Genomic DNA, 19,107 nt, shown 5'->3' with positions numbered 1-19,107 from the left:
CGCGTTTTGTATTTCCGAACACGGTTGTCCCCAGTCACATGGCCAGGGTTTACCGCTCCATCTTGAAGTACGATGAAATTTCCCCACATTTCGAAGTGAAGGCAAGGCGATGGATTCGTGATGTCATTGACCCGTCGCCGCGTGCTATTCGTATTAAGACTCGCTTCAGACCTCCGGCTCACACTTTACTGAACAGAGGGCGAAGGCAGAGTCCGTGACGCGGGAAACCGCATAGGAGTATCCATGTTAGACCTCGTTACCATCCCCGTCCTGCCCTTGCGCGACATTGTGGTCTTTCCGCACATGGTCGTGCCGCTGTTTGTCGGCCGTGAAAAGTCGGTACAGGCGCTCGACGAGGTGATGAAGGGCGACAAACAGATTCTGCTGGCCACCCAGAAGAATTCGTCCGACGACGATCCCGCCGCCGACGCCATCTATGAGATCGGCGTCCTGGCCAACGTCCTGCAACTGCTGAAACTGCCCGACGGCACCGTCAAGGTCCTGGTCGAAGGCAAGTCGCGCGCGCGCATCAAGCGCTTTGTGGCGACCGAACGCTATTACGAAGCCGAAGCCTATGTGCTCGACGCCGGCCAGGCCGAAGGCCCGGACACCGAAGCGCTGGTCCGCGCCGTCTCCGAGCAGTTCGAAAACTACATCAAGCTCAACAAGAAGATTCCGCCGGAAAGCCTCAACGCCATCGCGGAAATCTCCGATCCCGACGTGCTGGCCGACTCGATCGCCGCGCACCTGGTCGTCAAGATTTCCGACAAGCAGGCCCTGCTGGAACAGCTGTCGGTCACCAAGCGGCTGGAGAAGATCTACGCCCTGATGGAGGGTGAGATTTCCGTCCTCCAGGTCGAAAAGAAGATCCGCTCGCGCGTCAAGCGCCAGATGGAAAAGACCCAGCGCGAATATTACCTCAACGAGCAGATGAAGGCGATCCAGCGCGAGCTGGGTGAGCACGACGACGGCAAGGACGAACTGGCCGAGCTCGAAAAGAAGATCAAGGGCACCAAGCTGTCGAAGGAGGCCCGCACCAAGGCGATGGCCGAGCTCAACAAGCTGCGCCACATGTCGCCCATGTCGGCCGAAAGCACCGTCGTGCGCAACTATCTCGACTGGCTGCTGTCGATCCCCTGGGGCGCCGTCAAGCCCAAGCCGATCGATCTCAACAAGGCCGAAAACATCCTCGAAGCCGACCACTACGGCCTCGACAAGGTCAAGGAGCGCATCCTCGAGCACCTGGCCGTGCAGGCGCGCACCGGCAGCCTGAAAGGCCCGATCCTGTGCCTGGTCGGTCCTCCGGGCGTCGGCAAGACCAGCCTCGGCAAGTCGATCGCCAAGGCGACAGGCCGTGAATTCATCCGCATCAGCCTGGGCGGCGTGCGCGACGAATCGGAAATCCGCGGCCACCGCCGCACCTATATCGGCTCCATGCCCGGCAAGATCATCCAGTCGATGAAGAAGGTGAAGTCGACCAACGCCTTCTTCCTGCTCGACGAAATCGACAAGATGGGCTCGGACTGGCGCGGCGATCCCGCGTCTGCCCTGCTCGAAGTGCTCGACCCGGCGCAGAACTCGACCTTCGGCGACCATTACCTTGAGGTCGACTACGACCTGTCGAAGATCATGTTCGTCACGACGGCCAATTCGCTCAACATGCCGCAGCCTCTGCTCGACCGCATGGAGATCATCCGCATCCCCGGCTACACCGAGGACGAAAAGGTCGAGATCGCCAAGCGCCACGTCCTGCCGAACCTGATGAAGGAACACGGCCTGACGGCGGACGAATTCGTGGTGCCGGAAGCGGCCATCCGCGACATCATCCGCTACTATACCCGTGAGGCGGGCGTGCGGTCGCTGGAACGCGAACTGGGCAACCTGGCGCGCAAGACGATCCGCGACCTGGTGCGCGAGAACGTCAAGTCGATCGAGATCGACGAGGCGCGCCTGGCCAAGTACGCCGGCGTCAAGAAGTACCACTACGGCGCCACCGACGAAACCGACCAGGTCGGTATCGTCACCGGCCTGGCGTGGACCGAATTCGGCGGCGACATCCTGACGATCGAAGCCATCAAGATGCCCGGCAAGGGCGGAATGAAGGTCACCGGCAACCTCAAGGAAGTGATGAAGGAGTCGGTGTCCGCCGCCAATTCCTACGTCAAGGCCCTGGCGCCCAAGTTCGGCATCCTGCCGCCGGTCTTCGACAAGACCGACGTCCACGTCCACGTCCCCGAAGGCGCCACGCCCAAGGACGGTCCGTCGGCCGGCGTCGCCATGGTCACCGCCATGGTGTCGGTCCTGACCGGCATTCCGGTGCGCAAGGATATCGCCATGACCGGCGAAATCACCCTGCGCGGCCGTGTCCTGCCGATCGGCGGGCTCAAGGAGAAGCTGCTGGCGGCCCTGCGCTCCGGCATCAAGACCGTGCTGATCCCCAAGGAGAACGAAAAGGACCTGGTCGATATCCCGGCCAACGTGAAGTCGGGCCTTGAGATCATCCCCGTCAGCCAGGCCGACGAAGTCCTTCGTCACGCCCTGGTCAAGCCGCTGACGCCGATCGAATGGATCGAGCCGATCATCACCGCGGGCGCTGCCGTCAGCCCGGCGGTCGATGTCGACGAAGGCGACGGCGCGACCGCTCACTAAACGGTCTGTGCACCGATAAATCAGCCCGCTGCCGGTCCCGGCGGCGGGCTTTTTCGTGTCTTCCGCACCCGGATCAAGCCGAATCGAATCACTTCCTTGCGCGGCAACGGTTTGCGCCTGAAAGGCGACGGAGGTGTCAATTCGGCTCCCGCAAGTGTTATAAAGTTGCAAAAACAGGGTAAAAACCCCGCAAACCCTTAAAAAAACACGGTTTGCGGTGCAGCAATTGCCATTTCTGTTTTGACCTGAATTAATTTTTGTTGTCTCTATCGGCTTCACCTGTCGGCGACTCGGCGGGCCCGGAACCGGGCCAGGCGGAGTCCAGAAAACAGGTCGCTTAGCAACCGCCCGGGTACCGGGTAAGGGAGAGAGACAGATATGACCAAAGCTGAACTCGTCGCCGCCATGGCGGACTCGGCCGGACTGACCAAGGATCAAGCCAAGAAGGCGCTCGACGCTTTCACCGACAGCGTCGTGGCTGCCCTGAAAAAGGGTGACGACGTCCGTCTCGTTGGCTTCGGCACCTTCCTGGCTGTGAAGCGCGAAGCCGGCACCGCCCGCAATCCGCGCACCGGCGAAACGGTGCAGCGTCCGGCCAGCGTCACGGCGCGTTTCCGCGTCGGCGAAGGCCTCAAGGGCGCCCTGAACTAAGGTTTGCCTGATACTGATCAAGGGGCGTTTCCGGTCCGGCCGGAAACGCCTCTTGACTTTTACGGGCCGGATGGGCAAAGCCTCGGCCTCCTTGAACACCCTGGATCAGGGGCGATTAGCTCAGCTGGCAGAGCGGCTCGTTTACACCGAGTAGGTCGGCGGTTCGATCCCGTCATCGCCCACCACCAGGGGCACGGCCCCTGGACCCGGATACGCTACGGGGCGTGAGGCGTCAGCCGGCGTTTATATTTCGTGACAATCGATGGATTATGGCGTGGATCGCAAGCGCGCCTGCATATCGTTATAGGCGGCGAAGATCAGGGCCGTGACAGCAGCCTCGTCGACGGGCTGCCCCCAGTGCAGCTTGATATGGCGCATCCGCTTGCCCGTACCCTCAAGAAGGCCCGACGGATCGGGAAGCGACGCGCCCTGGTAAAAGCCGATGCTGGCATGTTTGCTGAAGGCGTTGACGTAGGCGAACGCGGCTTCACCGACGCAGGCCGTGGGGCAGACGTCGTGCATCAATTCGCGGACATCTCTACCGCAGGCCCGTATCCGCTCGTACCACGGCTGCATCATCAGCCGCAGCGGAGCGCCCGTGAACCAGGCATCGATCGACGGATCGTACGCCATAGCGCCTGGAAACAGCATCAGGTCGTTCATGGTTTCACCAGCATAAGATCGGCACGCACAGGATAGTGGTCGGAACCGACATCCCCAAGCGTCCTGGAGCGACCCGCCATGGCGCCTTTTGTCAGTATGTGGTCGATCTGGATGCGCAGCCAGGGCTTCGCCACAGGCCAGCTATAGGCCATGCCTGAGCCTTGCGGCCACTGCATCTTCTGTTTCATCAGCGGCGCCAGGCTGTGCGACCATGAGATCGCCCGCCACGATCACCGGCCGCGTCTCGTGGCCGACAAGGCCCGCCAGGTCGCGGATATAGTCTTCATTGTCAAAGGTCAGCCGCGCATTAGCCGGCGGCATCGGGTGCGCCACATAGACCACCATGTCGCCGAAATCGGCCCGGATCAGCGGCATGCGATGCCGGCCCAGGCGATATAGCGCCGGCGTGAAGGGACGCTTGGCATAAAGCGACACGCCGAAGATGCCCATGCTGGGGGTAAAGCTGTAGGGATAGCGGGCCTTCAACACCTCGAGATGGCGCGTCCATTCCGGCGTCGTCTCGGCGGCGGCGAAGATGTCGGCGTCCTGGGCCGCGGCCATTGCCGTCACCCGGTCGAAATCGCGGTTGTCGCACAGCACTTTGGAGAAGACGAGGCTGACGGCATGGCTGTGGGACGCCGTGGCGGGCAGGACAGGGCGATCGAGTCCGCGCACGGCCATCGGGAGGGCATTGACGGCCAGTGCCGCCGCGGCCAGCATCAGGATCCACCGCTGCCGCACGACGGCGGCCACCCCGAGCCCGGCGACGCCGGCAACCAGCAACTGGACGCGGAACGGTGTGATCATGTCGCCCGGCCAGCCGCTGAAGCAGCTGGCAAGCCCTGCGGCGAGGGATATCACCAGGCCGGTGGCGGCCAGGACACGGAAAAAGGCCATCTTCCCCTCAAAACAAAACCGCCAGCCGGTTAAGGCTGGCGGTTCAAGAGCTTATACGCTTTTCATGCCTTGGAGCATGATGATTTTAGCTTTGCTCAAATCCATGCTCCAAATTTTTGTTTGTCGCGCAATATGCCCAAAAAGTGCGTCACACTTTTTGGATTGCGCTCTAGAACTGGAACCGCGTACGCAGGCTGACCGAATAGTCGGTATAGCCGTTCAGCTTGGCATAGTCGCCTTCCAGTGCGAAGTAGCTGTACTGGTTGTCGCTGGAAATGCGGAAGCCGGCGGTCGGGCCGCCGCCCGTCACGTCGCCGCCGTTGAGCGTAAACGCCGTGCCGCCGGCGAAGTTGGCGACCGTGTCGGCGATCTTGGCCGAGACGTTCTGCTTGTAGCCGACCCACACTTCCGGAATGACGAACCAGCGGCGGTAGCTGAAGTTCAGCAGCGCCGAAGCCGTTGCGATATTGGAATCGCGGTCGGCGACGTTCAGGTCGAAATAGTCGGTGCCGCCGGCTTCGGCGTACTTCTGTTCCTTCAGGCCGTAGAGGCTGGCCGAGATCTGCGGCGTCATGGCGAAGGCGCCGGCCTTGTAGTCGTAGGAGGCGCCGGCACCGGCGCTATACGAGAAGCCGTTCCACTTGGCCGTCGCGACGTGGCTGACATATGCCGTCAGCAGTTCCCGCGTCGAATCGAACTGGGCGTAACCCGCGCCCGCGTGGGCCCAGCCCTTGAAGGCGCCGGTATTCATCCGCCAGTAGCCGCCGATCGTCAGGTCGGAATTGACCAGCTGTTCGCGGGCTATGGCGAAGGAATCCGCCGGCGACGCCGTGGTATAGGAGATATAGACGCCCAGCATGTTGTGCGGGCCCATGGCCGTTTCGCGGCCGCCGGAGAAGGCGAAGCCGGTCGCATCGAAGCCGGCGGTTTCACCGTACTTGCGCGTGGTCTTGAAGCCGTATTCCTGCAGCCAGTACTGGCCGCCATTGTTGTCCGGCACCAGGGTCAGCGCGCCCAGCTCCTGGGTCAGGGCTTCGGTGCCGCGCGACAGGGTCAGCAGGCTTTCACCCGAATAGTTGGGCAGGTACTGGTTGTAGACGCCGTCGAAGGTCGGCTTGTCGGTCGCCGCCATCAGGGAGGTGGTGGCGCCGGCATCCTGGCGCGCGGCCGTCAGCACGGGAAGCAGTGCGGCGTATTCGTTGTTCGAGAACTTGCCTTCGGCCTGGGTCTTCAGCCGGAAGCTGGCCGACAGCACCGTATTGCCGCTGCCGGTGCTGAGCGTCGCGGCATAAAGATACGGCACTTCGCCTTCCAGCGAGGTGGAGATGTTGCCGAGATTGATGCTCGATGCGGTCAGGACCGTATAGGTCTGCGGCGTCAGGACGATGTCGTTGAGCGCCAGCTTGAAGGTTGCGCCATTGTCGAAGGTGGCGGGGCCGGTGCCTGTAAAGACCGGTTGGGTCGGATTGGTCGTGTCGAGCACGATGCCCAGCGTGCCGGTGCTGCCGACATGGAGCGTCGTCAGGTTCAGCTTGCTGCCCGCCAACAGCGCCGCGGTGCCCGTGCCGATATCGAGGGCCACCGTGCCCGTACCGGTCATCTTGCCTATATAGGCCGAACTGCCGGTCATGGTGAAGCTGTTCGCGCCCGCGCCGAAGTCGATATTGCCCGTGACCGAGCCGCCGTTGACGGTGATCGAATCGTTGCCGGATCCCAGCAGGATGTCACCGTAGATCAGCGGAGCGGCGATCGTGTCGTCGGTCGGCGCCAGGTCGTTCTGTGTGATGCTGACGCCGCTGGTGTTGGCGCTGACGTCGATGGCGACAGGGCGGTTCACCAGCGTGTCGGCAACACCGTCGCCGTTGTCGTCGCTGGCCGTGATCACCGCGCTGATGACGTTGTCGTTGACGATGGTGTTCAGCGTGCCCGAATGGTCGGCGATGGCGACCGCCTTGGTCGTCGATCCGGTGGCGTTGGCGTAGACGCCGCCCGACGACTTGGTGATGTTGATGGCGTTGACCGTGGCGCCGGCCCCGATGTCGATCGCCGTGGCCTTCGCGCCCTGGCCGACCGTCGCGTAGGTCGTCACGCTGTTGGTGGTGGTCGACGTGGTGACCGACCCGGTGCTTGCCGTGATCGATCCGCCCAGGATGTCGATCGCCGGAACGGTCGCCTGGTTACCGATCGATACCGAGATCGTGTCGGCTGCCGACGACGAGGACGACACCGTGCCCGTAATGCCCATGCCGTTCGAAATGGTCACCGCCTGGCCGAGATCGCCGACCTGGAGGGCCTTCGACGTGAAGCCCGAATAGACCCCGGCAGCCGTGATCGAACCCTGGAGCAACAGGCCGTACTTTACGGTCGGGGCCTGGATGCCGGTCGTGGTGTAGGTGAGGGGGCTGAGCGTCGTCGCGGTGGTCGACGAACCGATCAGCAGGCCCGGCGCCGTGCCGTATGCCGCGATCGAGGACGACTGCTGGTCGGTATCGACAATGCCGTTGCCATCTTCATCGGTATTGGTCGTGTCGCTGTCGGTCACCGACGTGCTGAACCGCACGCCCTGCGCAAACGTGCCGGCCAGGGTCACGGTGGCGCCCGACTGATACATGTCGGCCGGCGTCGCCAGAATCGCCGTGACCTGGTCGGCGGTCAGGCCGGTGGGCGACGTCGTGGCGTAGCCGGACGTCGAATAGCTGCCGTCGATATTGACGAGGCCGGTATAGGCGCCGTTCAGCACCACGGCGCGGGCATTGCTGCCGTGCCCGGCGATAGAGCCGCTGAGATAGGTGTTGCCGGTGACGCCGTTCTTCAGCCAGATGCCGACCGTATCGTCGCCCTGCTGCGTAATGGCGGCCTTGGTGGTGAAATTGCCGGTAATGCTGTTGTCGAAGACCACGCCGTAGGACTGGTTGCCCTCGACCTGGATGGTCGTGCCCGTATTGAGGCTGACATTGCCGATGAAGGGCGTCGCGCCCGTGGAATGGATGCCGTAGCGGCCGGTGCCCTGGGCGAACGGTCCGTCGGCCACCGCGTCGGTGTTGACGGTGTCGCTGGCGGTATAGTTGTCGGTGACGATGATGCTGCCCGCCGTCGCCAGGCCTGACGTGTGGCCGCCATTGATCAGGATGGCCGTCGAATTGTCGGACGACGCCGACATGTTGATGCTGCCGTTGACCACCACGGTATTATCCGAATCGACCGTGATCGCGTTGCCGCTGGTCAGGGTGATGGAACCGCCGGTATCGACGTTCAGGTCGCCGGTCGTTGACGTGGACACCGCGCTCGTCGTCGCCGTCGAGATGGTCGTGGCCGCGGATGCCGTTCCGGCAAAGGCCGACAGGGCCAGGCCGACGGCGGTGGCGGTCAGGAGGTGGTGTTTACGCATGCTGTTCGGTTTCCCCGTGTCTTGCGGAATTTTCGGTACGCGACGCTTGAAAATCGGACGCACCGGTCCCGTCCGGCGTCCGCGGTATTATGTCAGGTCTGCCACCTCTTAACCGCATTTGCTGGCGTGCGAAAGAGCGCACGTCACAAACAGGCATTTGTGGCGTCGGGCGCCAAACTCGAAAACAAAGAGGGCGTAATTATGTCGGCATGAAGCCAAAAACGACATTAAGCGCATAGCCCTCAAGGGCTTGCGCGCTTTTCCGTGTCATAACAATGTCGAAGAAAAGGAGGAGGGAAATGCGAGGCCACCCGAAAGCCGTTTCCGGCAGGGGTGGCGCGAGTGACGGGGCTCGAACCCGCGACCTTCGGCGTGACAGGCCGACACTCTAACCAACTGAGCTACACCCGCATTCCCTTGTCTCTTCGGCGGCGGCGCCGTCGTCGAGAGGTGCGCTGAGTAATGCGGGGCGCGCCGGGTGTCAAGCGCCATGTGCCGAAACCTGTGAGTAATTTTGCAATTGCGGGATTTTGAGGGATTTCAATGGCGATCCCGGACTTAAGAGGTGATCGCCGTTGCCAGGCACGCCGATCTTTGCGGTCTTCGCGCGCCTGAGCTTATGCGAGGAACCGTCGGGGCCGGCCACCCGGTGGCACTTGAGCTCGAAAAAAGCAGATCGAGGGTCATTCCATGGCCATCGATCTGCGAACGATTTGCATACTCAATATAGCATTGCGTTATGCCGCCGCCGGGCGCCCGAAAATCCAACATTCTGGAAAAAAACTTCATTTTTTTGCACTGCAAATGTTTGAAGCGCGCGTCGGACTGGTCTAGAAGCTGAGTCCTCAAGTCCGCGGACAGGGTTAATGTGCCTGGCCGCCTCTGCGTTCGAGGATGTCTCAATGAATGCCGACCTGACCCGGTTGCTGCTCACCTACCTGCCGGTCATCATCTTTATCGCCATCGCCACCGTGCTGGGGCTTGGCTTCATGATCGCCGCGCTGGTGCTGGCGCCCAAGGCGCCGGATACCGAAAAGCTGTCGGCCTACGAATGCGGCTTCAACGCGTTCGACAGCGCCCGCCAGAAGTTCGACGTGCGCTTCTATCTGGTGTCGATCCTGTTCATCGTCTTCGACCTGGAAGCCTCGTTCCTGTTCCCGTGGGCGGTCTCGATGTTCGACCTGCCCAAGTCGGCCATGTATCAGGCCTTCTGGTCGATGGTCATCTTCCTGGTCGAACTGGGACTTGGCTATGTATATGTGTGGAAGAAGGGAGCCCTGGAATGGGAGTGATCATGCCGCCCGAATCCAAGGCTTACGGCCTCGCCGGCCGTAGCACCGTCGAAGGCTACAACCCCGACGTCCATGACAAGTTCTTCGAGGCCGTCTCGGCCGAGCTCGACGAAAAAGGCTTCCTGGTGTCGTCGGTCGACGACGTCATCACCTGGGCCCGTACCGGCTCTCTGATGTGGATGACCTTCGGCCTGGCGTGCTGCGCCGTCGAAATGATGCAGGCCTCGATGCCGCGCTACGACATGGAGCGCTTCGGCATGGCCCCGCGCGCCAGCCCGCGCCAGTCGGACCTGATGATCGTCGCGGGCACGCTGACGAACAAGATGGCGCCGGCCCTGCGCAAGGTCTACGACCAGATGCCGGATCCGCGCTACGTCCTGTCGATGGGCTCGTGCGCCAACGGCGGCGGCTATTATCACTATAGCTATAGTGTCGTGCGCGGCTGCGACCGCGTGGTTCCCGTCGACGTCTACGTTCCGGGCTGCCCGCCGTCGGCCGAGGCCTTGCTCTACGGCCTGCTGCAACTCCAGAAGAAGATCCGCCGTACCGGCGGCATCCGGCGCTAAGGGGAGGGCGGGCACATGTCTATCGAAAAGCTCCAGGCCCTGGCCGAACGCGCGAAGGGCGACTTCAAGGAAGGCATCCTTGAGACCAAACTGGAATTCGGCGAACTGACCCTGACGGTCGAGCGCGAGCGCATCGTCGAGATCATGGCGAAGCTTCGCCAGGAACCGTACCGGTTCCACCAGTTGATCGACGTTTGCGGCGCCGATTACCCGAAGCGCGCGCGCCGTTTCGACGTCGTCTATCACCTGCTGTCCCTGACCCAGAACATCCGTCTGCGCGTCAAGGTCCAGACCGACGAGGTCGTGCCGGTGCCGTCGATCCGGACCGTCTATCCCAATGCCGACTGGTATGAGCGCGAAGCGTTCGACATGTACGGCATCCTGTTTTCCAACCATCCGGACCTGCGCCGTCTGCTGACGGACTACGGTTTCGAAGGCTATCCGCTGCGCAAGGACTTCCCGATGACGGGCCATGTCGAGGTCCGTTACGACGAAGAGCAGAAGCGGGTCGTCTACGAGCCGGTCAAGCTGACGCAGGAATTCCGGCGGTTCGATTTCCTGTCGCCGTGGGAGGGGGCTGAATACGTCCTCCCCGGGGACGAAAAAGCGGTTCAGGCTCCGGCGCCCGCAGCGCCCAAGACCTGATCATCCAGACCTGGGGGTAGGCGATGAAAAAGGACATTAAAGCGGTACGTTCGGCGATAGCGTTTTTCCTGATGACTTTTTCTACCGCCTACCTCTTCACGATCGGGGTAAGGCTGACCGGCGGGTTTACCCGGGCTCCCGAGGTACCGCCGGAAGGCCTGCAATCGGTCGGCCTGTCGATCATCATCGGCGTGGCCGTGCTGATTGTCGGGGCGGGCATCCGGCGCCTGACGGCCGCGGAGATGCAGTCGGCGCTTCTGGGCGCTGCCGCCGTGCTTCTGGCAACCCCGGTGGCGACCGCCGTGCTGAGCAACACCTGGACCTTTTCCACGGTGGTGGTCTCGGCCTTCGGTTTCCTGACGCTGGGCTTCGGCCTGCTGATCGCCCTGGTGCGAAAAGCCGAGTCGAACGCCGACGAATGAATTTGGCCACCTCGGTGGCTCTGTAAAGTGACTGACGGATAAGGGTTTTATCCATGGCTGATGATGTGAAGATTGAAGCCGGGCACAAGGGCGACGACGATCGTAAGTTCACGATCAACTTCGGTCCGCAACACCCGGCCGCGCACGGCGTTCTGCGCCTTGTGCTCGACCTCGACGGCGAGATCGTCGAGCGCGTCGATCCGCATATCGGCCTGCTTCATCGCGGCACCGAAAAGCTGATGGAGTACCGCACCTACCTGCAGAACGTGCCCTATTTCGACCGCCTCGACTATGTGGCGCCGATGAACCAGGAGCACGCCTACTGCCTGGCGATCGAGAAGCTGCTGGGCATCGAAGTGCCCAAGCGCGCGCAATATATCCGCGTCATCTTCTCGGAAATCGGCCGCATCCTGTCGCACATCCTCAACGTCACGACCCAGGCCATGGACGTCGGCGCCCTGACGCCGCCGCTGTGGGGCTTTGAAGAGCGCGAAAAGCTGATGGTGTTCTATGAGCGCGCCTCGGGGGCGCGCCTGCACGCCAACTATTTCCGCCCGGGTGGCGTCCACCAGGACCTGACGCCGGAACTGATCGACGACCTGATCGAATGGTGCCGCGAATATCCGAAGAAGCTGGCCGACATCGAGACCCTGGTCACCGAGAACCGCATCTTCAAGCAGCGCAACGTCGATATCGGCGTCGTGTCGAAGGACCAGGCTTACGACTGGGGCTTCACCGGCGTCATGATTCGCGGCTCGAACATTCCGTGGGACCTGCGCAAGGCCCAGCCCTATGAATGTTATGCCGAGCTCGACTTCGACATCGTGCTGGGCAAGAACGGCGACTGCTGGGACCGTTATCTCTGCCGCGTCGAGGAGATGCGCCAGTCGGTGAAGATCATGGAACAGTGTCTGGCCAGGCTGAAGACGACGCCGGGCCCGGTTCTGTCGACCGACAACAAGGTGGCGCCGCCGCGCCGCGCCGAGATGAAGAATTCGATGGAAGCCCTCATCCATCACTTCAAGCTCTACACCGAAGGTTTCAAGACGCCGGAAGGCGAGGTCTATGCCTGCGTCGAGGCGCCCAAGGGTGAGTTCGGCGTCTACCTGGTGTCCGACGGCACCAACAAGCCGTACCGCTGCAAGATTCGCGCGCCGGGCTTCCCGCACCTGCAGGCCATGGACTGGATGAACCGCGGCCACCTGCTGGCCGACGTGTCCGCCATCCTGGGCTCGCTCGACATCGTGTTCGGGGAGATCGACCGGTGATGATCGCACTGATCGCCGACTCAGCCGCGCAACAGGCCGCCGCCGCGGCCTGGAAACGTGCGCATCCGCTGACGCTCCTGGCGATCTCGACCGTTATTTCGCTGCTGATCATCTCGCTTTTCGTCGCCGTGCGCTGGCTTGTCAGCATGTCGGCGTGGAAATACCATCCCGGCAAGGCGATGGGGTTCCTGAAGGACGAGTTCGCGCGCTGGGGCGTCGCGATCGGGCCGATCCTGCTGATCGGCATGTTCCTCAAGGCGTACATCTACCTGTACCGCCAGGACCTCGATACGCCGAACACCTGGATGATCTACGGGGTATGCATGATCGCCATCCGGATCGTCGTGCGCCGCATGCCGTACGTCAAGGCGGTCGCCCGCCATATCGACGCTGCCAAGGCCGAGGCCCGGGCGGCAAAAGCGGAGGGGAGGGGCTGATGGTACGGAAATCTGTGAAGCCCCGATCTTTTCGACTGTTTTTCGCGGCCGTTCGGTGTAAAGCCCGGCCTGACTTTGCCAGTTCTGGCAGACATGTAAGTAGAGAGGCCCGATGAGCGTTCGTCGTCTCGCCAAGGAACAACCGGCCAGCTTCGCCTTTTCTCCCGAAACGATGGAGAAGGTGAACTGGTGGATCGCCAAATACCCGGAATCGCGCCGGCAAAGCGCGGTCATCCCGGTCCTGTGGCTGGTTCAGAAGCAGGAAGGCTGGGTCAGCGAGCCCGCCATCACCGCCATCGCCAAGCTGTTGGGCATGGCGCAGATTCGCGTCTACGAGGTCGCGACCTTCTACACCATGTTCATGCTCGAGCCGGTCGGTTCGGCAGCCCTGATCCAGGTGTGCGGCACGACGCCGTGCATGCTGCGCGGATCCGATGGCCTGATCCAGGTGTGCAAGGACAAGATCGGCCCGAAGGACAAGCTGTCCAAGGACGGCCTGTTCACCTGGCAGGAAGTGGAATGCCTGGGCGCGTGCTGCAACGCCCCGATGGCGCAGATCAACGACTACTATTATGAAGACCTGACGCCGGAAAACCTGGCGCAGATCATCGACGACTTCGCCGCGGGCAAGTCGCCGAAGCCCGGCCCGTATAACGGTCGCCACACGTCGGAGCCGCAGGGCGGCGCCACGTCCCTGACCGATGCTTCGCTCTATGACGGTTCGGCCGCCAAGCCGATCAAGATCCCCAACGCGCCCGGCACGGAGGTGCAAGCCTGATGGTCGGTATTCTCGAAGACAAGGACCGCATCTTCACCAACCTCTACGGCTTCCACGACTGGGGCCTGGACGGTGCGAAGCAGCGCGGCGCGTGGAACGGCACGAAGGACATTCTTTCCTGCGGCCGCGACTGGATCATCACCAACGTCAAGAATTCCGGTCTGCGCGGCCGTGGCGGCGCCGGCTTCTCGACCGGCATGAAGTGGTCCTTCATGCCCAAGGAGGTCAAGGACCGTCCGCATTACCTGGTGGTCAACGCCGACGAATCCGAACCCGGCACCTGCAAGGACCGGGAAATCATGCGCCACGATCCGCACCTGCTGATCGAAGGCTGCCTGATCGCCTCGTTCTCGATGCAGGCCCACGCCTGCTACATCTATCTGCGCGGCGAATACATCCAGGAGCGCGAGCGCCTGGAGGCGGCGGTCAAGCAGGCCTATGAGGCCAGGCTGATCGGCAAGAACAACATCCACGGCTGGGATTTCGACGTCTACGTCCACCACGGCGCCGGCGCCTATATCTGCGGGGAAGAGACCGCCCTGCTGGAATCGCTGGAAGGCAAGAAGGGCCAGCCGCGCCTGAAGCCGCCGTTCCCGGCGGGTTCGGGCCTCTACGGCTGCCCGACCACGGTCAACAACGTCGAATCGATCGCCGTCGTCGGCACCATCCTGCGCCGCGGCGCGTCCTGGTTCGCCGGTTTCGGCGCGCCCAACAACGCCGGCACCAAGCTGTTCTGCGTTTCGGGCCATGTCGAGCGTCCGTGCAATGTCGAAGAAGCCATGTCGATCCCGTTCCGCCAGCTGATCGAGGATCACTGCGGCGGTATCCGCGGCGGCTGGGGCAACCTGAAGGCCGTCATCCCCGGCGGGTCGTCCGTGCCGATGATTCCGGCCGAACAATGCGAAAACCTGGCCATGGATTTCGACACCCTGCGTAACCTCAAGTCGGGCCTGGGCACGGCGGCGGTTATCGTCATGGACAAGTCGACCGACCTGGTCCGCGCCATCGCGCGCCTCAGCTACTTCTACAAGCACGAGAGCTGCGGCCAGTGCACGCCGTGCCGCGAAGGCACCGGCTGGATGTGGCGCGTCATGGAACGCATGGTCAAGGGTGACGCCGATCCGTCGGAAATCGACACCCTGCTGGAAGTCACGACCCAGGTCGAAGGCCACACCATCTGCGCGCTCGGCGACGCGGCGGCCTGGCCGATCCAGGGCCTGATCCGTCACTTCCGTCACGAGATCGAGGACCGTATCGCTCAGTACCGCTCTTCCAAGGGGAATTTCGCCGGCCACTCTGTGGCGGCGGAGTAGGGAGGGCGGATGCGCGGCAAGGTATTATCGTTCAACGGTTCGACCGGCCTCATCAGCGGGGACGACGGCGTACGATACACTTTTTCCGCCAGCGACCTCCAGGGCGACAGCGCTTACGTGCCGCAAGGCACGACGGTCGATTTCGAGCCGGAAGGTTCGGTGGCGACCAGCATCTACGTCATCTCGATGGCGATGGGTGACAAGAACAAGTACGTGGCGGCCCTGCTGGCCTTTTTTACCGGCTGTCTGGGCATTCACAAATTCTATCTCGGCAAGACGACTGCGGGGATCATCATGCTTATCTCGGGAACAGCCGGGTGGCTCCTGGTCCTTCCGGGATTGGCCTGCTACTGCATCTCGTTCATCGAGACCATCATTTATCTGGTCAAGTCCGACCAGAGTTTCTACGAGGACTACATCGCAGGAAATAAATCCTGGTTCTGATCTAGCGATCGAAATCGGGATAAGTTTCAGGCGATTGTGCGAACACGTTGAGGTATAAGTTAAATGGCCAAGGCTAAAGTCAATGGTGTGGAGGTCGAGTTCGACCCCGGCATGACGGTGCTCCAGGTGGCTGAGCTGGCGGGGGAGGAAATCCCGCGCTTCTGCTACCATGAGCGCCTGTCGATCGCCGGCAACTGCCGCATGTGCCTTGTCGAGGTGAAGCCGGGACCGCCGAAGCCGCAGGCCTCGTGCGCCCTGCCGGCCGCCGAGGGCCAGGAAATCTTCACCAACACGCCGATGGTCAAGAAGGCGCGCGAAGGGGTGATGGAGTTCCTGCTCATCAACCACCCGCTCGATTGCCCGATCTGCGACCAGGGCGGCGAATGCGACCTGCAGGACCAGTCGGTCGGCTACGGCCGCGGCGGTTCGCGCTACGAGGAAAACAAGCGCGCCGTCGAAGAAAAGTACCTTGGGCCGACGATCAAGACGGCGATGACGCGCTGTATCCAGTGCACGCGCTGCGTCCGTTTCTCGACCGAAGTCGCCGGCGTCACCGAAATGGGCCTGATCTCGCGCGGCGAAAGCGTCGAGATCACCAGCTATCTCGAACAGGCCGTGACGTCCGAACTGTCGGGCAATGTCAACGACCTGTGCCCGGTCGGTGCGCTGACGCACAAGCCGTGGACCTTCAACTACCGTCCGTGGGAACTGTCGAAGACCGAGACCATCGACGTCCACGACGCGCTCGGCGCGCACATCCGCATCGACAGCCGCGGCCCGGCCGTGATGCGCTGTCTGCCGCGCACCAAGGAAGACATCAACGAGGAGTGGCTGACCGACAAGTCGCGCTACGCCGTCGACGGCCTGTCGCGCCGCCGCATCGACCAGCCCTATGTCCGCAAGGCGGGCAAGCTGCAACCGGCGACCTGGGACGAGGCGCTGGCCGCCGTCGCCGGCAAGGTCAAGGGCACGCACGCCTCGAAGATGGGCGTCATCGCCGGCGACCTGACCGACGCCGAGACCATGAAGGCCGCGCGCGACCTGTTCTACAGCCTGGGCGTGACGAATCTCGACTGCCGCCAGGACGGCGCCGCCGTCGGTCCGGTGACCCAGTCGACGCCGCGTGAATCCTGGTTGTTCAACAGCGGCATCGCCGGCATCGAGGACGCCGACGCCATCCTGCTGGTCGGCACGGACCTGCGCCACGAAGCGTCGCTGATCAATGCGCGCATCCGCAAGGCCTGGCTGAAGGGCGGCGTGCAGGTCGGCCTGATCGGCGAACCCGTCGACCTGACCTACGACTATACGCACATCGGCGCCGGCCCCAAGGCCGTCAAGGATTTCAAGAAGCACGCCTTCCGCGACGTGCTCAAGACCGCCAAGCGCCCGGCCGTGCTGGTCGGTTCCTCAGCGATCAACGGTGAAGACGGCGCGGCCGTGCTGCGCGACATCGCCGACATCGCCGATACCTACGGCGTCCTCAAGGACGGCTGGAACGGCTTCAACATCGTTCACACCGCCGCCTCGCGCGTCGCGGGTCTCGATCTTGGCTTCGTGCCGGTGGGCGAGGCGCTCGACGCCAGCCAGATGATCAAGGGCGGGGTCGACCTGTTGTTCCTGCTGGGTGCCGACGAGTTCAACCCCAAGGATCTCGGCAAGACCTTCGTCGTCTATATCGGCAGCCACGGCGACGCCGGCGCGTCCGCCGCCGACATCATCCTGCCGGGCGCCGCCTACACGGAAAAGTCGGGCATCTACACCAACCTGGAAGGCCGGGTGCAGATCGCCGAGCGCTGCGTGTTCCCCAAGGGCCAGGCCAAGGAAGACTGGGCGATCCTGCGCGCCCTGTCGGCGCTGGTCGACAAGACCCTGCCGTACGACAGCCTGTCGCAATTGCGTGAGAAACTGATCACCGACCATCCGGTCTTCGGCCGAATCGACGTACGTCCGGCGCCCAAGGCCTTCGATCTGCGCAGCGTGGGCCAGAAGGGCGAGGTCCGTGACCGCGTCTTCACGTCGCCGATCGTCGATTTCTACATGACCAACCCGATTGCCCGGGCCTCCGTCGCCATGGCGGAATGTTCGGCGTCGCGCCGGGGCAATGTCCCCGCGGCGGCGGAATAGAGGTAAGCGAGAATGGATAGCTTTTCGTCATCCCCCTGGTGGCTGTGGCTGCTGATCTGTGTCGGTGAAACGCTCGCCGTCATCGTCGGCGTCATGGTCTCGCTGGCCTTCCTGCTGTGGGGCGACCGCAAGGTCTGGGCCGGCGTGCAGATGCGCAAGGGGCCCAACGTCGTCGGGCCCTTCGGCCTGATGCAGTCCTTCGCCGACTTCTTCAAGTTCGTGCTGAAGGAAGTCATCATCCCCGCCGGCGCCGACAAGCCCGTCTTCCTGCTGGCGCCGCTGATCAGCTTCGTCCTGGCCTTCGTCGCCTGGGCGGTCATTCCGTTCGCCCCTGGCTGGGTCGTGTCCAACAGCAATGTCGGCATCCTGTACCTGCTCGGCATTTCGTCCCTCGGTGTCTACGGCATCATCATGGGCGGCTGGGCGTCGAACTCGAAATATCCCTTCCTCGGCGGCCTGCGCTCGGCCGCGCAGATGGTGTCCTATGAAGTCTCGATCGGCTTCATCCTGGTCACGGTCATCCTGCTGACCGGCTCGATGAACCTCTCGGACATCGTCACGCATCAGCAGGGCGGCGTCTGGAACTGGAACGTCGTCGGCGGCGGGCATTGGCAGCTGTTGCTGATCATGCCGTTCGTGATGGTCATGTTCTACATCTCGGCCCTGGCCGAAACCAACCGTCCGCCGTTCGACCTGCCGGACGCAGAATCGGAACTGGTGGCCGGCTATCAGGTCGAATACAGCTCCACGCCCTACCTGTTGTTCATGATCGGTGAATACGCCAACATCGTGCTGATGTGCGCCATGATCTCGATCCTGTTCTTCGGCGGCTGGGATTTCCCGGTGCCGCTGCCGATCCCGCACGACAGCATCTGGTTCGTCCTGATCGGCCTGTTCACCTTTATCGTCAAGGTCGTCTTCTGGTTCGTCATGTTCGCCATGGCCAAGGCCATCGTCCCGCGCTACCGCTACGACCAGTTGATGCGCCTGGGCTGGAAGGTCTTCCTGCCCCTGTCGCTGGTGGCTGTCTTCATCGTCGCCGCGTTCCGCGTCTTTGGAGGCGCCCAATGATTTCCCGTATTGTCCTCGGCATCAAAAGCCTGTTCCTGATGGATTTCGTCAAGGCGACGCTGCTCGCCACGAAATACATGTTCAAGCACAAGGCCACGATCAACTATCCCTTCGAGAAGGGACCGATCAGCCCTCGTTTCCGTGGTGAGCACGCGCTGCGCCGCTATCCCAACGGCGAAGAGCGCTGCATCGCCTGCAAGCTGTGCGAAGCCATTTGCCCGGCCCAGGCCATCACCATCGAGGCCGAACCGCGCGTCGACGGATCGCGCCGCACGACGCGCTACGACATCGACATGGTGAAGTGCATCTATTGCGGTTTCTGCCAGGAGGCCTGCCCGGTCGACGCCATCGTCGAGGGGCCGAACTTCGAATTTTCGACCGATACGCGTGAAGAGCTGCTGTACGACAAGTCGCGGCTGCTGGCCAACGGCGACCGCTGGGAGCGCGAAATCGCCCGCAGCCTCGAACTCGACGCAGCGTACCGGTAAAGGAGCAACCC

19 protein-coding genes and 2 tRNA genes are annotated in these 19,107 nt (G+C 62.7%); 16 read left to right on the top strand and 5 right to left on the bottom strand.

Going from position 1 to position 19,107, the window contains the following annotated elements:
- Positions 1 to 243: 243 nt before the first annotated feature.
- The 3 genes from lon (at position 244) to AB8717_RS12320 (ending at position 3,485) form a co-directional block, all read left to right on the top strand.
- A complete protein-coding gene (gene lon / locus AB8717_RS12330; protein WP_443747627.1) occupies positions 244 to 2,649 on the top strand; it encodes an endopeptidase La in 2,406 nt (801 codons plus the stop codon).
- Between the two features lie 378 nt (positions 2,650 to 3,027).
- Positions 3,028 to 3,300 carry an HU family DNA-binding protein gene (locus tag AB8717_RS12325; protein ID WP_443747626.1) on the top strand — a complete coding sequence of 91 codons (273 nt, stop codon included), beginning with the start codon at positions 3,028 to 3,030 and terminating at the stop codon, positions 3,298 to 3,300.
- Positions 3,301 to 3,409: 109 nt separating this feature from the next.
- A tRNA-Val gene (locus AB8717_RS12320) sits at positions 3,410 to 3,485 on the top strand.
- Positions 3,486 to 3,567: 82 nt separating this feature from the next.
- Here AB8717_RS12320 and AB8717_RS12315 read toward each other — a convergent pair.
- The 5 genes from AB8717_RS12315 to AB8717_RS12295 all read right to left on the bottom strand — a co-directional run bounded on the left by AB8717_RS12315 (position 3,568) and on the right by AB8717_RS12295 (position 8,659).
- The gene (locus AB8717_RS12315) at positions 3,568 to 3,963 is read right to left on the bottom strand and encodes a DUF1801 domain-containing protein (RefSeq protein ID WP_443747625.1); all 396 of its coding nucleotides are present in this window, start codon (positions 3,961 to 3,963) and stop codon (positions 3,568 to 3,570) included.
- Positions 3,960 to 4,151, bottom strand: coding sequence for a hypothetical protein (locus AB8717_RS12310; protein ID WP_443747624.1), 192 nt, complete (start codon positions 4,149 to 4,151; stop codon positions 3,960 to 3,962). The genes AB8717_RS12315 and AB8717_RS12310 overlap by 4 nt, the downstream gene beginning before the upstream one ends.
- Entirely contained in the window at positions 4,105 to 4,860 is a 756-nt protein-coding gene (locus tag AB8717_RS12305; protein ID WP_443747623.1) for an endonuclease/exonuclease/phosphatase family protein, read from the bottom strand. The genes AB8717_RS12310 and AB8717_RS12305 overlap by 47 nt, the downstream gene beginning before the upstream one ends.
- 169 nt (positions 4,861 to 5,029) lie before the next feature.
- On the bottom strand, positions 5,030 to 8,248 hold the full coding sequence (locus tag AB8717_RS12300) for an autotransporter domain-containing protein (protein WP_443747622.1): 3,219 nt from the start codon (positions 8,246 to 8,248) through the stop codon (positions 5,030 to 5,032).
- A 334-nt stretch (positions 8,249 to 8,582) separates the two neighbouring features.
- Positions 8,583 to 8,659: transfer RNA gene (locus AB8717_RS12295), tRNA-Asp, on the bottom strand.
- A 279-nt stretch (positions 8,660 to 8,938) separates the two neighbouring features.
- Between AB8717_RS12295 and AB8717_RS12290 the strand changes: the two genes are divergently transcribed.
- The 13 genes from AB8717_RS12290 (at position 8,939) to nuoI (ending at position 19,096) form a co-directional block, all read left to right on the top strand.
- Positions 8,939 to 9,082 (top strand): hypothetical protein, encoded by a 144-nt coding sequence (locus AB8717_RS12290; protein WP_443747621.1) that lies wholly within the window; start codon positions 8,939 to 8,941, stop codon positions 9,080 to 9,082.
- Between the two features lie 80 nt (positions 9,083 to 9,162).
- Positions 9,163 to 9,540 carry an NADH-quinone oxidoreductase subunit A gene (ndhC, locus tag AB8717_RS12285; protein ID WP_443750884.1) on the top strand — a complete coding sequence of 126 codons (378 nt, stop codon included), beginning with the start codon at positions 9,163 to 9,165 and terminating at the stop codon, positions 9,538 to 9,540.
- Positions 9,510 to 10,106, top strand: coding sequence for a NuoB/complex I 20 kDa subunit family protein (locus AB8717_RS12280; protein ID WP_443747620.1), 597 nt, complete (start codon positions 9,510 to 9,512; stop codon positions 10,104 to 10,106). Before ndhC ends, AB8717_RS12280 begins: the two co-directional genes overlap by 31 nt.
- 15 nt (positions 10,107 to 10,121) lie before the next feature.
- On the top strand, positions 10,122 to 10,751 hold the full coding sequence (locus tag AB8717_RS12275) for an NADH-quinone oxidoreductase subunit C (RefSeq protein WP_443747619.1): 630 nt from the start codon (positions 10,122 to 10,124) through the stop codon (positions 10,749 to 10,751).
- 71 nt (positions 10,752 to 10,822) lie between these two features.
- Positions 10,823 to 11,173 carry a hypothetical protein gene (locus AB8717_RS12270; protein ID WP_443747618.1) on the top strand — a complete coding sequence of 117 codons (351 nt, stop codon included), beginning with the start codon at positions 10,823 to 10,825 and terminating at the stop codon, positions 11,171 to 11,173.
- Between the two features lie 53 nt (positions 11,174 to 11,226).
- Complete coding sequence (locus AB8717_RS12265; protein WP_443747617.1) at positions 11,227 to 12,441, top strand: NADH-quinone oxidoreductase subunit D; 1,215 nt, start codon at positions 11,227 to 11,229, stop codon at positions 12,439 to 12,441.
- Positions 12,441 to 12,878: a hypothetical protein gene (locus AB8717_RS12260; protein WP_443747616.1), complete on the top strand. Its 438-nt coding sequence runs from the start codon at positions 12,441 to 12,443 to the stop codon at positions 12,876 to 12,878. The genes AB8717_RS12265 and AB8717_RS12260 overlap by 1 nt, the downstream gene beginning before the upstream one ends.
- Before the next feature lie 112 nt (positions 12,879 to 12,990).
- Positions 12,991 to 13,656, top strand: coding sequence for an NADH-quinone oxidoreductase subunit NuoE (gene nuoE / locus AB8717_RS12255; RefSeq protein WP_443747615.1), 666 nt, complete (start codon positions 12,991 to 12,993; stop codon positions 13,654 to 13,656).
- Positions 13,656 to 14,969, top strand: coding sequence for an NADH-quinone oxidoreductase subunit NuoF (gene nuoF / locus AB8717_RS12250; RefSeq protein ID WP_443747614.1), 1,314 nt, complete (start codon positions 13,656 to 13,658; stop codon positions 14,967 to 14,969). Before nuoE ends, nuoF begins: the two co-directional genes overlap by 1 nt.
- 9 nt (positions 14,970 to 14,978) lie before the next feature.
- Positions 14,979 to 15,413, top strand: coding sequence for a TM2 domain-containing protein (locus tag AB8717_RS12245; RefSeq protein ID WP_443747613.1), 435 nt, complete (start codon positions 14,979 to 14,981; stop codon positions 15,411 to 15,413).
- 63 nt (positions 15,414 to 15,476) lie between these two features.
- Positions 15,477 to 17,537, top strand: coding sequence for an NADH-quinone oxidoreductase subunit NuoG (gene nuoG, locus AB8717_RS12240; RefSeq protein WP_443747612.1), 2,061 nt, complete (start codon positions 15,477 to 15,479; stop codon positions 17,535 to 17,537).
- A gap of 12 nt (positions 17,538 to 17,549) precedes the next feature.
- Positions 17,550 to 18,608 carry an NADH-quinone oxidoreductase subunit NuoH gene (nuoH, locus tag AB8717_RS12235; protein ID WP_443747611.1) on the top strand — a complete coding sequence of 353 codons (1,059 nt, stop codon included), beginning with the start codon at positions 17,550 to 17,552 and terminating at the stop codon, positions 18,606 to 18,608.
- On the top strand, positions 18,605 to 19,096 hold the full coding sequence (gene nuoI, locus AB8717_RS12230) for an NADH-quinone oxidoreductase subunit NuoI (RefSeq protein WP_443747610.1): 492 nt from the start codon (positions 18,605 to 18,607) through the stop codon (positions 19,094 to 19,096). Before nuoH ends, nuoI begins: the two co-directional genes overlap by 4 nt.
- Positions 19,097 to 19,107: the final 11 nt, after the last annotated feature.

The sequence above is a fragment of the Asticcacaulis solisilvae genome (genome assembly GCF_052327315.1).
In the GTDB taxonomy this organism is placed as follows: Bacteria; Pseudomonadota; Alphaproteobacteria; order Caulobacterales; family Caulobacteraceae; genus Asticcacaulis; species Asticcacaulis solisilvae_B.
This window is presented reverse-complemented; position numbering and strand designations above follow the sequence as displayed.

Coding starts and splice junctions, on each gene's coding strand:
- lon (WP_443747627.1), top strand. CDS start 244: ATGTTAGACCTCGTTACCATCCCCGTCCTGCCCTTGCGCGACATTGTG.
- AB8717_RS12275 (WP_443747619.1), top strand. CDS start 10,122: ATGTCTATCGAAAAGCTCCAGGCCCTGGCCGAACGCGCGAAGGGCGAC.
- AB8717_RS12260 (WP_443747616.1), top strand. CDS start 12,441: ATGATCGCACTGATCGCCGACTCAGCCGCGCAACAGGCCGCCGCCGCG.
- nuoH (WP_443747611.1), top strand. CDS start 17,550: ATGGATAGCTTTTCGTCATCCCCCTGGTGGCTGTGGCTGCTGATCTGT.
- AB8717_RS12325 (WP_443747626.1), top strand. CDS start 3,028: ATGACCAAAGCTGAACTCGTCGCCGCCATGGCGGACTCGGCCGGACTG.
- AB8717_RS12270 (WP_443747618.1), top strand. CDS start 10,823: ATGACTTTTTCTACCGCCTACCTCTTCACGATCGGGGTAAGGCTGACC.
- nuoG (WP_443747612.1), top strand. CDS start 15,477: ATGGCCAAGGCTAAAGTCAATGGTGTGGAGGTCGAGTTCGACCCCGGC.
- nuoF (WP_443747614.1), top strand. CDS start 13,656: ATGGTCGGTATTCTCGAAGACAAGGACCGCATCTTCACCAACCTCTAC.
- AB8717_RS12310 (WP_443747624.1), bottom strand. CDS start 4,151: ATGAAACAGAAGATGCAGTGGCCGCAAGGCTCAGGCATGGCCTATAGC.
- AB8717_RS12305 (WP_443747623.1), bottom strand. CDS start 4,860: ATGGCCTTTTTCCGTGTCCTGGCCGCCACCGGCCTGGTGATATCCCTC.
- nuoI (WP_443747610.1), top strand. CDS start 18,605: ATGATTTCCCGTATTGTCCTCGGCATCAAAAGCCTGTTCCTGATGGAT.
- AB8717_RS12265 (WP_443747617.1), top strand. CDS start 11,227: ATGGCTGATGATGTGAAGATTGAAGCCGGGCACAAGGGCGACGACGAT.
- AB8717_RS12300 (WP_443747622.1), bottom strand. CDS start 8,248: ATGCGTAAACACCACCTCCTGACCGCCACCGCCGTCGGCCTGGCCCTG.
- AB8717_RS12290 (WP_443747621.1), top strand. CDS start 8,939: ATGGCCATCGATCTGCGAACGATTTGCATACTCAATATAGCATTGCGT.
- nuoE (WP_443747615.1), top strand. CDS start 12,991: ATGAGCGTTCGTCGTCTCGCCAAGGAACAACCGGCCAGCTTCGCCTTT.
- AB8717_RS12245 (WP_443747613.1), top strand. CDS start 14,979: ATGCGCGGCAAGGTATTATCGTTCAACGGTTCGACCGGCCTCATCAGC.
- AB8717_RS12315 (WP_443747625.1), bottom strand. CDS start 3,963: ATGAACGACCTGATGCTGTTTCCAGGCGCTATGGCGTACGATCCGTCG.